The 13698-nt window shown below is 62.6% G+C and carries 14 protein-coding genes; 12 read left to right on the top strand and 2 right to left on the bottom strand.

Going from position 1 to position 13698, the window contains the following annotated elements; genetic code table 11:
- Positions 1 to 70 precede the first annotated feature (70 nt).
- Complete coding sequence (locus KUW18_RS09370; protein WP_206940948.1) at positions 71 to 1366, top strand: adenylosuccinate synthase; 1296 nt, start codon at positions 71 to 73, stop codon at positions 1364 to 1366.
- A gap of 79 nt (positions 1367 to 1445) precedes the next feature.
- On the opposite strand, the gene KUW18_RS09375 is transcribed toward KUW18_RS09370, so the two are convergent.
- The gene (locus KUW18_RS09375; protein ID WP_222561240.1) at positions 1446 to 2168 is read right to left on the bottom strand and encodes a GntR family transcriptional regulator; all 723 of its coding nucleotides are present in this window, start codon (positions 2166 to 2168) and stop codon (positions 1446 to 1448) included.
- A gap of 213 nt (positions 2169 to 2381) precedes the next feature.
- On the opposite strand from KUW18_RS09375, the gene KUW18_RS09380 reads away from it, so the two are divergent.
- From KUW18_RS09380 to KUW18_RS09410, 7 genes are all read left to right on the top strand, one after another.
- Positions 2382 to 2666, top strand: coding sequence for a UxaA family hydrolase (locus KUW18_RS09380; RefSeq protein WP_206940944.1), 285 nt, complete (start codon positions 2382 to 2384; stop codon positions 2664 to 2666).
- A 2-nt stretch (positions 2667 to 2668) separates the two neighbouring features.
- The gene (locus KUW18_RS09385) at positions 2669 to 3838 is read left to right on the top strand and encodes a UxaA family hydrolase (protein WP_206940942.1); all 1170 of its coding nucleotides are present in this window, start codon (positions 2669 to 2671) and stop codon (positions 3836 to 3838) included.
- Positions 3839 to 3987: 149 nt separating this feature from the next.
- Positions 3988 to 4953 carry a tripartite tricarboxylate transporter substrate binding protein gene (locus KUW18_RS09390; RefSeq protein WP_222561241.1) on the top strand — a complete coding sequence of 322 codons (966 nt, stop codon included), beginning with the start codon at positions 3988 to 3990 and terminating at the stop codon, positions 4951 to 4953.
- Positions 4954 to 4963: 10 nt separating this feature from the next.
- The gene (locus KUW18_RS09395; protein ID WP_222561242.1) at positions 4964 to 6490 is read left to right on the top strand and encodes a tripartite tricarboxylate transporter permease; all 1527 of its coding nucleotides are present in this window, start codon (positions 4964 to 4966) and stop codon (positions 6488 to 6490) included.
- On the top strand, positions 6487 to 6978 hold the full coding sequence (locus KUW18_RS09400; RefSeq protein ID WP_206940934.1) for a tripartite tricarboxylate transporter TctB family protein: 492 nt from the start codon (positions 6487 to 6489) through the stop codon (positions 6976 to 6978). The genes KUW18_RS09395 and KUW18_RS09400 overlap by 4 nt, the downstream gene beginning before the upstream one ends.
- 80 nt (positions 6979 to 7058) lie before the next feature.
- A complete protein-coding gene (locus KUW18_RS09405) occupies positions 7059 to 7994 on the top strand; it encodes a hydroxyacid dehydrogenase (protein ID WP_222561243.1) in 936 nt (311 codons plus the stop codon).
- Positions 7991 to 9037 (top strand): Ldh family oxidoreductase, encoded by a 1047-nt coding sequence (locus tag KUW18_RS09410; protein ID WP_222561244.1) that lies wholly within the window; start codon positions 7991 to 7993, stop codon positions 9035 to 9037. The genes KUW18_RS09405 and KUW18_RS09410 overlap by 4 nt, the downstream gene beginning before the upstream one ends.
- A 7-nt stretch (positions 9038 to 9044) precedes the next feature.
- Here KUW18_RS09410 and KUW18_RS09415 read toward each other — a convergent pair whose 3' ends face one another.
- Positions 9045 to 10061 carry a LacI family DNA-binding transcriptional regulator gene (locus KUW18_RS09415; RefSeq protein ID WP_222561245.1) on the bottom strand — a complete coding sequence of 339 codons (1017 nt, stop codon included), beginning with the start codon at positions 10059 to 10061 and terminating at the stop codon, positions 9045 to 9047.
- 225 nt (positions 10062 to 10286) lie between these two features.
- Between KUW18_RS09415 and KUW18_RS09420 the strand changes: the two genes are divergently transcribed.
- From KUW18_RS09420 to KUW18_RS09435, 4 genes are read left to right on the top strand one after another with little or no spacing between them, the layout of a single operon-like run.
- A complete protein-coding gene (locus KUW18_RS09420) occupies positions 10287 to 10526 on the top strand; it encodes a hypothetical protein (RefSeq protein WP_222561246.1) in 240 nt (79 codons plus the stop codon).
- Positions 10527 to 10528: 2 nt separating this feature from the next.
- The gene (locus KUW18_RS09425) at positions 10529 to 11701 is read left to right on the top strand and encodes a TRAP transporter substrate-binding protein (protein ID WP_222561247.1); all 1173 of its coding nucleotides are present in this window, start codon (positions 10529 to 10531) and stop codon (positions 11699 to 11701) included.
- Positions 11673 to 12236, top strand: a complete 564-nt coding sequence (locus tag KUW18_RS09430) for a TRAP transporter small permease (RefSeq protein WP_222162865.1) — start codon at positions 11673 to 11675, stop codon at positions 12234 to 12236. Before KUW18_RS09425 ends, KUW18_RS09430 begins: the two co-directional genes overlap by 29 nt.
- Before the next feature lie 11 nt (positions 12237 to 12247).
- Complete coding sequence (locus KUW18_RS09435; RefSeq protein WP_222561248.1) at positions 12248 to 13558, top strand: TRAP transporter large permease; 1311 nt, start codon at positions 12248 to 12250, stop codon at positions 13556 to 13558.
- Positions 13559 to 13698: the final 140 nt, after the last annotated feature.

Consider the following 13698-nt stretch of genomic DNA (forward strand, 5'->3'; position numbering starts at 1 on the left):
TGTCTCCAGTCGCGATTCGCGAGCTGTGCAGTGTTTCCCCAAGGCGCAACCAAGAGAGACGAGAAGAGCAATGGGCAAGAACGTAGTCGTACTGGGTACCCAATGGGGCGATGAGGGCAAGGGCAAGGTCGTTGACCTGCTGACCGAATCTGCCTCCGCCGTGGTGCGTTTTCAAGGCGGTCACAATGCTGGCCATACGCTGGTGATCGACGGTGAGAAAACGGTCCTCCACCTGATTCCGTCCGGCGTTCTGCGCGAAGACAAGACCTGCGTCATCGGCAACGGCGTGGTGCTGTCTCCTGAAGCGCTGATCAAGGAAATCCGTGAGCTCGAGAGCAAGGGCGTGCCCGTGCGCGAGCGTCTGCGCCTGTCGCCAGCCTGTCCGCTGATCCTCGACTACCATGTGCGTCTTGACCAGGCCCGCGAGAAAGCGCGCGGCATCGCCAAGATCGGCACCACCGGTCGCGGTATTGGTCCGGCCTACGAAGACAAGGTTGCCCGTCGCGGTCTGCGCCTGGGTGATATGCTGCACCGCGAGCGGTTTGCCTCCAAGCTGGGCGAAGTGCTGGACTATCACAACTTCGTGCTGACCAAGTATCACGGTGAAGAGCCGGTGGACTTCCAGGCGACGCTCGAGAGCGCCATGCAGATGGCTGAAGAGCTGCGTCCGATGGTGGCCGACACCGTCAGCCTGGTGCACGACCTGCGCAAGGATGGCGAAAACATCCTGTTCGAGGGCGCCCAGGGCTCGCTGCTGGACATCGACCACGGCACCTACCCCTACGTCACCAGCTCCAACACCACCGCGGGTGGAACGGCCACCGGCTCCGGCGTTGGTCCGCTGTACCTGGACTACGTGCTGGGTATCACCAAGGCCTACACGACTCGCGTGGGTTCCGGTCCCTTCCCGACCGAGCTGTTCGATGAGCATGGCCGTCACCTGGCCGAGAAGGGCCACGAGTTTGGTGCGACCACCGGTCGTGCCCGTCGTTGCGGCTGGTTTGACGCCGTGGCCCTGCGCCATGCGGTACAGATCAACTCCGTCTCCGGCATCTGCCTGACCAAGCTGGACGTGCTCGATGGCCTCGAGAACATCCGTGTCTGCGTCGGCTACCGCAGCAAGGACGGCGACGTGCTCGACAACCCGGTGGACTCCGAGGGCTACGAGGCCGTCGAACCGGTCTACCAGGACCTGCCCGGCTGGAGCGAGTCCACCCTCGGCGTCAAGCGCGTCGAAGACCTGCCCAGTGCTGCTCGTGCTTACATCAGCTTCCTTGAGGAGCAGGTCGGTACCTCTATCGACATCATCTCCACCGGCCCGGATCGCAACGAGACCATCGTCCTGCGTAATCCTTTCGGGGCATAAGCAGCAAGACCGTAAAAGGCCGGCAATGATGCCGGCCTTTTTTTGTTTCTGACCCGCCCATTAGCTGCCGTCAGCCACTTTACAACTCATTGAAGTAACAATGCTGGCGTGTCTCGCAACGGGATACGCGGTATTCCAGTGCCTGGTCCTGAATATCCTTGGCAATGCGCCGAATCTCCAGAATCGGTGTTCCTTCCGCAATGCCCAGATGGGTCTGCTCATCCTTGCTTGCCGCCACCGCAAACAGGCGCTCCTCGGCGTGGCTTACGTTGCTGCCAAAGCGCTGCTGATACAGCTGGTACAGCGTGTTGGGCAGGGTTTCTGGATGGCTGTCCAGCGTGGCAAATCGCTCGGCACATACCACCACATCCTCAAGCAGTGCGGGGGTGCCTTCGAGCTCTCGTACCCGTTGAATGTGAATGACCTCAGCGCCATGGGCGAGTGCCAGTGCCTCACGTTCTTGTTCGCTTGCCTGGCGCTTCGTTCTGACCAGGATTCGCGACGTCGGTAGGGATCGCGTGCCGTCCAGTCGTGTGAGGTGGAAGAAGCGAAATAGCGAGCTGTCCTGATCGTGGGTGGCGACCACGGTTCCCTTGCCCTGATAGCGAATGACCACATTGTCGCTGGCCAGGGAGTCCAGTGCCTTGCGTAGTGTGCCCACGCTGACCTTGTACTCGTTGGCGAGCGCGGATTCGCTGGGAATAAACGTGCCGGGCGCCCATTCGCCGGACACGATGCGTTGCAGCAGGACGTCCTTGATCTGCTGATATAGCGGGCGATAGCTGAGGTTGGGTTGTTCCATCGGATGTCCTTTCTTCGTTCCGCGAGGTCCGGTGATTGCTGGACAGTATAGCGGTGGCCACCTGTAGATGATACTTGACTGTACTATATCCTATGTCCTATACATGAGTTGCGAGGGCGGCAAGCGTCGCCCGAGACCACCCGGCCATGATCAGGCCGTTCGGTCAGCTGGCGATATCACAACGTCAATAACATTCGTTCAGGAGAGCACAGCATGAGCATCGATTTTGTGGTTCACGATGCCGACGACAGCGTCGGGGTCGTGGTGGTGGAGGGAATCAAGGCAGGGCAAACCCTGACCGGCTGGGTGATGCACCAGGACCAGACCGTGACCTTTGCCGTCAGCAATGACATTCCAATTGGCCACAAGCTGGCCACGCGAGATCTGGCCGAGGGCGACACCGTGATCAAGTACGGGGTGGACATCGGTCGGGTGGTCAAGCCGATCAAGCAGGGTGAGCACCTTCACGTCCACAACGTCAAAACCAAGAGGTGGTAAGCATGGAAATCAAGGGACGCAAGTTTCAGGGATATCGTCGCGAGAATGGCCGGGTGGGCGTACGTAACCACGTGATCGTGCTGCCGGTGGATGATATTTCCAACGCTGCCGCCGAGGCCGTGGCCAATAACATCAAGGGCGCGCTGGCGCTGCCGCACCCTTATGGCCGACTGCAGTTCGGTGCTGATCTGGATCTCCACTTTCGCACGCTGATTGGTACAGGCTGTAACCCCAACGTGGCAGCGGTGATCGTCATCGGCATTGAGCCGGGCTGGACCAACAAGGTGGTGGATGGCATCAAGACCACCGGCAAGCCGGTCGAGGGCTTCTGGATCGAACAGAATGGCGATCACAACACCATCTGCGCCGCCTCCAAGAAGGCCAAGGAATTCGTCCAGTACGCCAGCGAGATCCAGCGTGAAGAGTGCGACATCAGCGAGCTGTGGGTGTCCACCAAGTGCGGCGAATCGGACACCACCTCCGGCTGCGGTGCCAACCCTACCGTCGGTGATGCGTTCGACAAGCTGTATGACGCGGGCTGCACCTTGGTGTTCGGTGAAACGTCAGAGCTGACTGGTGGTGAACACCTGGTGGCCGAGCGCTGCGCAACGCCGGAAGTACGCCAGCAGTTCCAGGCCATGTTCGATCGCTACAGCGCCATGATTGATCGTCACAAGACCAGTGACCTGTCTGAGTCCCAGCCGACCAAGGGCAACATCGAGGGCGGCCTGACCACTATCGAAGAGAAGGCGCTGGGCAACATTCAGAAGATCGGTCGTCGCTGCAAGGTCGATGGCGTGCTCGACAAGGCCGAGACCCCGGACAAGCCAGGGCTATGGTTCATGGATTCTTCGTCCGCGGCTGCCGAAATGGTCACGCTGTGCGCGGCTGCCGGTTATGTGGTGCACTTCTTCCCGACCGGCCAGGGCAACGTGATCGGCAATCCCATCCTGCCGGTCGTCAAGATCTGCGCCAATCCGCGCACGGTGCGCACCATGAGCGAGCATATCGACGTGGATGTGTCCTCCATCCTCAAGCGCGAGATCAACATGGAAGAAGCGGGTGATCAGCTGCTCGAGATGATGGTGCGCACGGCCAACGGCCGACATACCGCCGCCGAAGCGCTGGGTCATCGGGAGTTCGTGTTGACGCGTCTCTACGAAAGCGCCTGAGACCGCGACACTGCTAGTGCAAGGTCCTCCCGGCAGTGGTCGGGAGGTTCGACGCGTTTGGAAAAGAAAGTTGTGCAAGAACGGCGAGCGATGTGGGCTCGCCACTCAGATCCTGACCACCCCATAACGACAATATCAGGAGTCACGTCATGCGCCTTTCCACTACCTTCACACTGACTGCGATGCTGGCAGCATCCTCCCTTGTCGCTCCGCTGGCGATGGCGGAAGCCGAGGACTTTCCGTCGAAGGATATCCAGTATGTCATTCCCTTTGGTCCCGGGGGCGAGTCCGATATCAGCGCCCGCCTGCAGCAAAAGTACTTTCAGGAGCTGACCGGCGAGCAACTGGTCATCCAGTACATGCCCGGAGGCGGCGGAGCGGTCGGCTGGTCGCAGCTCAATGACATGTCTGCCGATGGCTATACCATCATGGGGACCAACCTGCCCCATATTGTGCTCAAACCCATGGGCAAGGATGCTGGATTCGCTACCCAGGACATCCATAACTTCACCTTCTTCCACTATTCACCGGATGCCATTCTGGTCAATGCCGACAGCCCTTATCAGACCCTTGAAGAGCTGGTCGAAGCGGCGCGCCAGGCCCCTGGCGCCGTGACCTTTTCGGGCAGCGGCACCTACAGCGCCAATGACGTGGCCAATACGCGTTTTCAGCAGCTGGCGGACGTGACCACCACCTATATTCCCTTCAAGGGCACCGGCGCTGCCGTCACCGCGCTGCTCGGTGGCCAGGTTCAGGCGGAGTGGGGCTACACCACGGTCGCCGCAAATCATCAGGACAAGGTGCGCATGCTGGCGGTCGCGGCTGACGAGCGGCATCCGCTGTTCCCCGATGTTCCGACCTTTAAGGAACTGGGCTACGACATGGTAAGCGGTGCCTACCGTGGCATGGCGGTGCCTGCTGGCACCCCCGACGCGGTCACGGCCAAGCTGTCGCAGATCTTCGGCGAGATCAATCAGAACCCGCAGTTCCGCCAGGAAATGGAGGATCTGGGGTTCGTCCTGCTGGATGTCGGCAATGATGAGGTAGCGGATTTTCTGGTGGAACAGAGCGCCCAGTACGAGACCAGTGCACGAGAACTCGGCTTGATCGATTGAGGTTACGATCATGGAGCTCATCACTCATGCTCTCGGCGCGCTGTCGCCGCTGAATCTTGCGCTGGCCTTGCTGGGCGTCACCGCCGGCATCGTGATCGGCGCGCTGCCAGGGCTATCTGCCACCATGGCGGTGGCCGTGCTGGTCCCTGTCACCTTCGGCATGGCGCCGGAGTCTGCGCTGATCATGCTCGGTGCCATCTATACCGGCGCCATCTACGGCGGCTCCTATTCCGCCATTCTGGTGAACACGCCTGGGACACCCTCGGCGATTGCCACCACTTTCGACGGCTATCCCATGGCGCAGCGGGGTGATGGCGATCTGGCCGTCACCCTGTCGACCATTGCCTCGGTGGTGGGGGGGCTGGTGGGGGTGCTGGCGCTATTGCTGCTGGCCCCCTTGCTGGCCCAGGTGGCTCTCAGCTTTGGCCCGGTCGAGTACTTCTGGCTGGCGATCTTCGGGCTCACCCTGATCTCTGCGCTGTCCGAGGACTCGACCCTGAAGGGCTTCATGGGCGCTGGCCTGGGACTATTGCTGTCCACGGTCGGCGTCGCGGTGATTGGTGGTGATATCCGCTACACCTACGGGATGCCAGTGTTGCTCGGCGGCATTGAGACCGTGTCGGCGCTGATCGGACTCTACTGTATTCCGGTACTGATCGACCTGGTGGCGACCCCAGCCGCTCACCTCAAAGTCGACGACGCATCCCGCGGCGTACGCTTCCGCGAGGGCCTGGGTGAGGCGATCAGGGGCAAGTGGAACCTGCTGCGCTCTGCGACCATCGGCACCGGCGTGGCGATCCTGCCTGGTGCCGGCGGCTCCATCGCCAGTCTGGTGTCCTACTCCGAGGCGCGTCGCGTGGCCAGGGACCCAGGCTCCTTCGGCAAGGGCAACCCACAGGGCGTGCTGGCGACCGAGTCTGCCAACAATGCCACCGTGGGCGGAGGGTTCATTCCTACGCTGGTCCTGGGCATTCCCGGCACGCCGCCGGATGCGGTGATCCTGGGGGCCTTGCTGGTGCAGGGATTTCGCACCGGGCCGGAGCTGTTCACCACCAACGCCGGCATCACCTACACCTTTGTGGCGGGGCTGTTCCTGGCGACCTGCCTGTTGCTGCCATTGGGCCTGTTGATCGGGCGCTACGCCTTCAAGTCGATCATCGCCATTCCCAAGGCGCTGCTGGTACCTACGATTGCCTTCATGACGGTGATCGGGACCTACGCCATACGCAACAGCGCCAGCGACGTCATGATCATGCTTTCCCTGGGCGTGGTGGGGTGGGTGCTGAACCGCTATGGCTTTCGGCCCTCACCCATTGTGCTGGGACTGATTCTGGGCCCCATCGCCGAGCAGGGTTTCGTCCAGGGGTTCTTGATGGGACGTGCCAGCGGCTCCGTGGTCGGCACCTTCTTCGGAGGGCCGATCAGCCTGACCATCATCGCGCTATCGCTGTTGAGCGTCTTCTACCCGTTGGTCAAGGCGCGCCGCGTCGCCAAGCGGCAGGGCAACAACAGCCTTAACGAGGAGGTGTCGTCATGACGGCTGACAAGTCGATGCGTGCCGTACCGGCCGCCCGCTCTCGCGCCAGTGAGGTGCTGTTGCCCGTGCTGTTTATGGTGGGCGCTGGCCTTTGCCTGTGGGAAACCCGCCAGATGAGCCAGTTGGGCGCAGTGTTTCCTGCGGTCATCTCCGCAGGGGTGATGGTAGCCGCAGCACTGCGGCTGGCGCAGCTACTGCTGCGCGGGGTGATCGCGGGAAGCCCGGCGGGGGGAGGTTCCAGGCCTCGACGCCTGGCGCTGGTCGGGGTCATGTCGGTGTGGGCCCTGGCTCTGCCATGGCTCGGGTTTGTGCTGACCGGCCTTGGCAGCTTCGTGGCCTTGATGGCGGTAGCGCAGTATCAGCAATGGACGCGCAAGCGCTTGGCCGGACACCTGTTGGCCGGCTGTCTGCTGGTGGCGTTCTTCTACGTGCTCTTCGCCGTGGTACTCAACGTGCCGCTACCTACGGGACGCTGGCTTGCGGCATGACCCCACCCACACCCTGTCGTCCCCTGTGGCGGGCGAGATGTCCGCAGCAGGGGTGGGCAGGCAACAAGGAGAAGATCGTCATGGCCAGGATCGTGATTTCGGAGTTCATGGACGAGCGGGCGGTGGCCTGGCTCGCTCAACAGCATGACGTGGTGATGGACCCTCAGCTGGTCGATCAGCCCGAGCGACTGCGGGAAGCCGTCAGCCAGTGCAAGGCGCTGATCGTTCGCAACCGCACCCAGGTGGATAGTGCGCTGCTGGCGGCAGCCCCCCATCTCAAGGTGGTGGGACGCCTCGGGGTGGGACTCGACAACATCGCCCTGGACGAGTGCGCAAGGCGCGGGATCGAGGTCAAGCCCGCCCAGGGCGGAAACGCCGATTCGGTGGCCGAGTACGTGGTGACCGGCGCCTTGATGTTGAGACGCCGGGCGTACGCGTCCACTGAGGCGATGCTGCAAGGACAGTGGCCCCGTCAGGCACTGATGGGCTGCGAGGTGAAGGGCGCGGTACTGGGGTTGGTCGGGCTTGGAGTGATTGCCCGGGCGACCGCGCGACTCGCCATGGGATTGGGCATGCAGGTACAGGCTTACGATCCGCATGTGCCGGCCAGTGACCCCGTGTGGCAGACGATAGATCGGTGCGACACGCTGAACGATCTGCTCGGGCGTGCCGATGTGCTCAGTCTGCATGTACCGCTGGTGGATCAGACGCGCCACCTGCTGGATCGCGAGCGGCTTTTCTGCATGAAACCCCAGTCCGTGCTGATCAATGCGGCGCGGGGTGGCGTGGTCGACGAAGCGGCCCTGGCGGAAGCGCTGACGAGCGGTCATCTGGCGGGCGCCATGCTGGACGTCTTCGAACAGGAACCTCTGGCGGCGGGATCGGTGCTGGAGGGGGCGCCCAACCTGATCCTGACACCGCACATTGCCGGAGTGACGGAGGAATCCAATCAGCGTATCAGTCAGATGACGGCAGAGAACGTGGCCATCATGCTGACGTCTGAGGAGGTGTCATGAAGCAAGCTGAACAACCCAGCGAGGGAGCGCTGCCGCAGACCACCGCGCTGAGCCGGGAGCAGGCCGGCCACCTCGCCATGCAGGCAATGCTGGCCAGGGGCTTCGCCGAGCGCGAGGCGACGCTGACGGTAACAGCATTGCTGGACGCTGAGCGCGATGGCTTGCCGTCTCACGGCCTGTCGCGACTGCCGTTCTATCTCGATCAAGCCGCCACCGGCAAGGTCAATGCCAGGGCGGTGCCCCGGGTGACGCGAGACGGAGCCGTCGTGCGGGTAGATGCTGATCAGGGGCTCGCCTTTCCTGCGGTGGCTCGCGGCCTTGAAGCAGGCCAGAAGGTGGCTGCCGAGTTGGGGGTCTGCGCTGTCTCCGTCGGACGCTCACACCATTTCGGCGTCGCTGGCGCTCCGGTGGAGAGCGCTGCCATGGACGGCTTCATGGCACTGGCCTTCAGCAACGCACCTTCGGCCATGGCGCCCTGGGGCGGTCACAAGCCACTGTTTGGCACCAACCCGATTGCCTTCGCCTGTCCGCGATGCTCTGGCCCACCGATGGTGCTCGACCTGTCCCTGTCCAAGGTGGCCAGAGGCAAGGTCATGCTGGCCCGCAAGGCCGGGCAACCTATCCCCGAGGGCTGGGCGGTCGGGCCCGATGGCCTGCCGACCACGGACCCGGACCTGGCCATTCAGGGCAGCATGGTGCCCGCCGGAGATGCCAAGGGTGCAGCCCTGGCGATGATGGTCGAACTGCTCTGCGCGGGCCTATCCGGCAGTCGCTTCGGGTTTGAGGCGGGGTCGTTCTTTGAAGCCGAAGGTGAGCCCCCCGAAGTGGGCCACCTGATCCTGCTGTTCGATGCGGCTCGCTTTGCGCCCAACGTGCTGTCGCGTTGTGAAACCCTGTTTGCGGCGATGCTCGACCAGCCGGGGGTGCGCTTGCCAGGTGACCGCCGCCGCCAGCTTCGGCAGCAGGGTGGAGACCGCATTTCCTTGCCCGCCGGGTTGGTGGCAGAGCTTTCAGACATCGCCAGGAGCTTCTCCGGGGGCTAGGGATGTACTAGTCAGGAACAGGCCCCGTGGATTGGCGCAGCTTCACCTGCGCCTCCAGGGTGATATCCGCTGGTCGATGTCCGTGGCGTATCCACCCCATCAGCGCATCGGCCGCCTGGATGCCGATGTCCTTGGCGGGAACCGAGACGGTGGTCAAGGCGGGCGTCATGAACGCCGCCTGGGGCAGGTCATCAAAGCCGGTGACGGAGAAGGCATTGGGCACCCTGACACCACGGCGCTGTGCTTCCAGCAAGGCCCCTAACGCCAGGGTGTCGTTGCCACACAGCAGGGCGCTGGGTGGGCGGTCGGACGTCAGCAAACGCGCGCAGGCCGCCGCGCCCTCAGCAATGCCATAGTCCACGACCTCTATCTGAGGTGCCGGGCATCCCGCGGCGGTCAGGGTGTCGGTAAACCCCTGAAGACGTGCCCTGGCGCGGTCGTTCTGGCCGAAGGGGGCCGTGATAATGCCAAAGCGTCGGTGGCCCAGGCCAAGCAGATGCTGGACCAGCTGGCGGGCGGCTGCGGCATTGTCAAAGCCGATACACGGCCCCTGGGCCGTGCTTGAGGTCTGCCAGGAGGTCACGAAGGGCAGCTGTCGTTGCTGTAGCAGTGCATATGTCTGATCGTGATGCTCGTGGCCAATCAGCACAATGCCGTCGACCCCATGCTGGACCAGCGTGCGCAGTGCCTGCAGCTCGTCATCCAGGTCGTAACGATAGGTCGCCAGCAGCAGGCGACAGTCATGTCCCTTGAGCTGGCGCTCGAGGTTGTCGGCCATGGTGCCGAAGATCGGGTTGTCGAGCGTGGGCACCAGCGCGCCGATTGCCCCTATGCGCCGCGATGCCAGCGCCCGGGCCGAGCCATCCGGCACGTAACCCAGCCGAGCCACTGCGGACTCGACCTTGGCCTTGAGTCGCTCGCTGACGTGGGGGGCCTGGTTGAGCACGCGCGATACCGACGCGGTGGACACGCCGGCTTCCCGGGCGACGTCTTCCAATAGGGTTCTTCGCTGGCGCTCACTCATCTGGTGTCCTCGCTCGGTGGTACAGCCGGTTTGGCCTTTAGTCCTATAGAGGACTTTTTTCTGGACAGGTCCTATAGAGGAATCTACCTTGAGTAGTACGCTTTGTAAGCGCTTACAAAAATAATCTGATCAAAGTGTAGCACCGAGTGTCCATGCCTGCTGACGTCGTTTGGAGCGCTGGCCAACACTCGACACAATGCCAACGAAAGACCGGAGCCGCCTCTTATGTCCAGGTCGTCATCTGCTGCCAAGCCACTGCTTTGGCTAGCCATTCTTTTATTCGCCGCGTTCTTCATCAACGTTGCCATCCAACGCTATCTGCCGGGCCTATGGACCATGGGGGCGGCGGAGGAGGGCATTCTGCTCGCTGCTGCCACCGCCACCTTCGTCTCGGCCTGCCTCAAGTTCGAGGCTGGCATGAAGGCGGAGGCGGAGGCGACGTCTACCGCACAACAAGGACAATAATCATGCTTGCACGCCACTTCGACACCACGGCCGACGGAGCGCCCAGCCAGCCGGAACGACGCCACTTCCTCGGCAGCGTTGCGCGTTTCGGCTTCACTGCTGCCATTGTCGGCGCGGTGGGAGGAACGCTGTTCTCCGAGCGCGCCATGGCGGCCACCGCCAAGGAAGAGTCCGAGCGTGAGTCTGCCGCGGAGATGACCCTGGTCATGGCCACCGGCTACACGCTGGGGGCATCCCGGGCATATCCCATCATGCAACTCAACCTCAAGGAGAACCTGCAGAACTTCTCCGGCGGTCGCCTGTACGTGAAGTTGGCGCCAGGTGGTCAGCTGGGCGCCGGGGGAGGTCTGATCACCAAGGTCCAGAATGGCACCATCGCCATGGCCCAGCATTCGCTGTCCAACCTCTCCGCCTTTGCCCCCGAGGTCGACCTGATCAATATCCCCTACTGGTGCGGTGACAACCAGCGGCTGGTCAACCTGGTCACTTCTGATGCATGGCGTGAGGTGGTCCATCACAAGGTGGAGGCGCGCGGTTTCAAGGTGCTGTCGTACATCTGTATCGACCCGCGCACCGTTGCCGTGCGTGAGGGCTTGCTCGAGGGTCCCGTGCGCGTACCCGACGACATTGCCGGTATCAAGTTCCGCGTGCCGTCTTCCCAGATTCTTCAGCAGGTCTATCGTCTGGCCGGTGCCAACCCCACGCCAGTGGCCTGGGGCGAAACTTCCTCTGCCATCAAGCAGGGCGTGGCCGATGCCCTGGATCCCAGTGTGCAGGCATTGCTGGTATTCGGGTTTACCGATGTGCTGTCGAGCATCTCCACTATTCAGTCGGTACCCGACGCCCAGGTCTACACCTGCAACAAGGCCTGGTTCGATGGGCTGGATGCGGCACTGCAGGAAAGCGTGCTGGCGGCAGCCGATGTGACCTTCCGCGAGAATCTGGCAAAGGTGCCGGCGGCGCGAGCCTATGCCTACGACCAGATGCGCCAGGCGGGAGTAGAGGTCTATATCCCGGATGAGGATGAGCGCAGCCAGTGGAAGGAGAAGTGTGGCCACCAGCTGGCGGCCTGGGATGCGACCAAGCGCGAGCTGGCCGGTTCACTGGAGGCCTTTGATTCATTGCTGGAAGCTGCGGAGGTGTCAAATGGCTATTACGTCGACAGCAACGCCTAAGGACAACCGCTGGCACGCGCTCAGACTGCGCTGGGATGCTGTCGATCGGCGCACTGAGCGCTGGCTGCTGCTGACCTTTTATGCGCTGATCATCCTGACCATCGCGGTGGAAGTCATCCGCCGCTTCGTCCTCAACTACTCCTCGGTGTGGGGCGAAGAGCTGGCCCGCTATGCCTTCATCTATCTTGCTTGGCTGGCCGCAGCGGCGGCGGTGCGTGACCGTGCCCATATTCGCATCGACGTCTTGATCAACCTGGGCGGCCCAAGGATGAAGCGATTGGGATGGTGGATCACCGACGTGTGCACGCTGGTACTGGCCGTATGGGCGCTCTACCTGTCTGTCGCACCGGTCCTGACGTCCATCCATTTCGGATCGGTGACGCCGGGCCTGCGGGTGTCCCAGGCGCTGTTTCTCGCCGCCATTCCCATGGGCTTTCTGCTGATCGCCTGGCGGGTGATCCAGTGCATGCTGGCCGATGTCCGTCGGATGCAGCGCGGTGATCCCGTGTTCGATGGCCAGAAGCTCTTCGACTGAGGTGATGCGTCATGGAATTCATGGAACTTCAGCAGGCTGCGGCCTCGCTTGACTGGACCTTCTACGCTCCGCTGACCGCCCTGGTCGTGATGATTCTGGTTGGCGTGCCCATCTGGGTGGCCATAGGGCTCGGGACGCTTGGCATGTTGACCTTCACCGAGGCATTGCCACTGTCCGTCTTCGGTGAGTCACTGTTCGAGGGGATCAATGCCTTCGCGCTGATTGCGGTGCCGCTGTTTATCCTCACCGGTGACGCCTTGGTGCGCTCAGGGCTGTCCGGCAAGCTGCTCGATGTGGCGGAGGCCAGTGTCGGAGGGCTCAAGACGGGCCTTGGCAACTCCACCACCCTGGGCTGCGGCTTTTTCGCCTGTATCTCAGGCTCCGATGCGGCAGGCGCGGCGGCGGTTGGCCGCATGACCATTCCTCGCCTGGTGGAGCGGGGCTACCCGCTCCCGGCGGCCTGTGCGCTGGTCGCCTCGGGAGCCTGTACCGGCATTTTGATTCCTCCCTCGATTGCCTACATCGTCATGGGGCTGGTACTTGGCATGTCGGCGTCGACGCTGTTTCTGGCTGCGGCCATTCCCGGGGTTATGGTCATGATCTCGGTCATGGCGGCCAATATGGTGCTCAATCGGCGCTATGGCTTCGAAGGCGATCGAGAGCGATTTTCCTGGAAGCGCTGGCTCGACACCGTATGGGATGCCCGTTGGGCACTGTTTGTGCCGGTGGTGATTCTGGGCGGCATCTATACCGGTATCTTCACCCCTACCGAAGCGGCCGCGGTGGCCGTGGTGGTAGTGGTCATCATCGGTCTGCGCCAGGGACGGCTGACGCTGGGAGATATCCCGCGCATGCTGGAAAGCTCGGCCAGGGTGTGCGGCGTCATCGTGCCCATCATCGCGGTATCGCTGCCGCTGGCGCAGAGCCTGGCCAGCCTCGATATTCCCCAGACGCTGGTAAGCGGCATCAGCGGACTCACCGATGCACCATGGCTGATGATCCTGCTGATGATCGGCATTCTGGTACTGGCGGGATGCGTCATGGAGACCACTCCCAACATCGTCATCCTGGCGCCGCTGCTGTTGCCGGTCGCTCAGGAGGCCGGTATGAACGACTTCCACTTTGCCATCTTGATGGTCACCACCCTGGGGCTTGGCTTTATCACGCCACCGCTGGGGCTCAACCTGTTCGTGGTGTCAGGACTGACCCGCTGCTCGGTGCTGGCGATTGCCCGTTACGCGGTGCCCTTCGTGCTCGGCATGTTGATCGTCGTGTTGATGATTGCCTATCTGCCGTGGCTGTCCACCTGGGCGCTGGGATAACGGTACAGCGAAATGGACGAGGGAGGACGCCTGTGCCTCCCTCTTTTAAGGCGTCATTTGTAAGCGCTTACATTGGATGCAACGTAGCGCAGCGCAACGACTTGATGCGTCACAACGTGAGCAACGCCACTGGCTTAGAC

The organism is Halomonas sp. DP5Y7-2 (assembly GCF_019802025.1).
Lineage (GTDB): Bacteria > Pseudomonadota > Gammaproteobacteria > Pseudomonadales > Halomonadaceae > Halomonas > Halomonas litopenaei_A.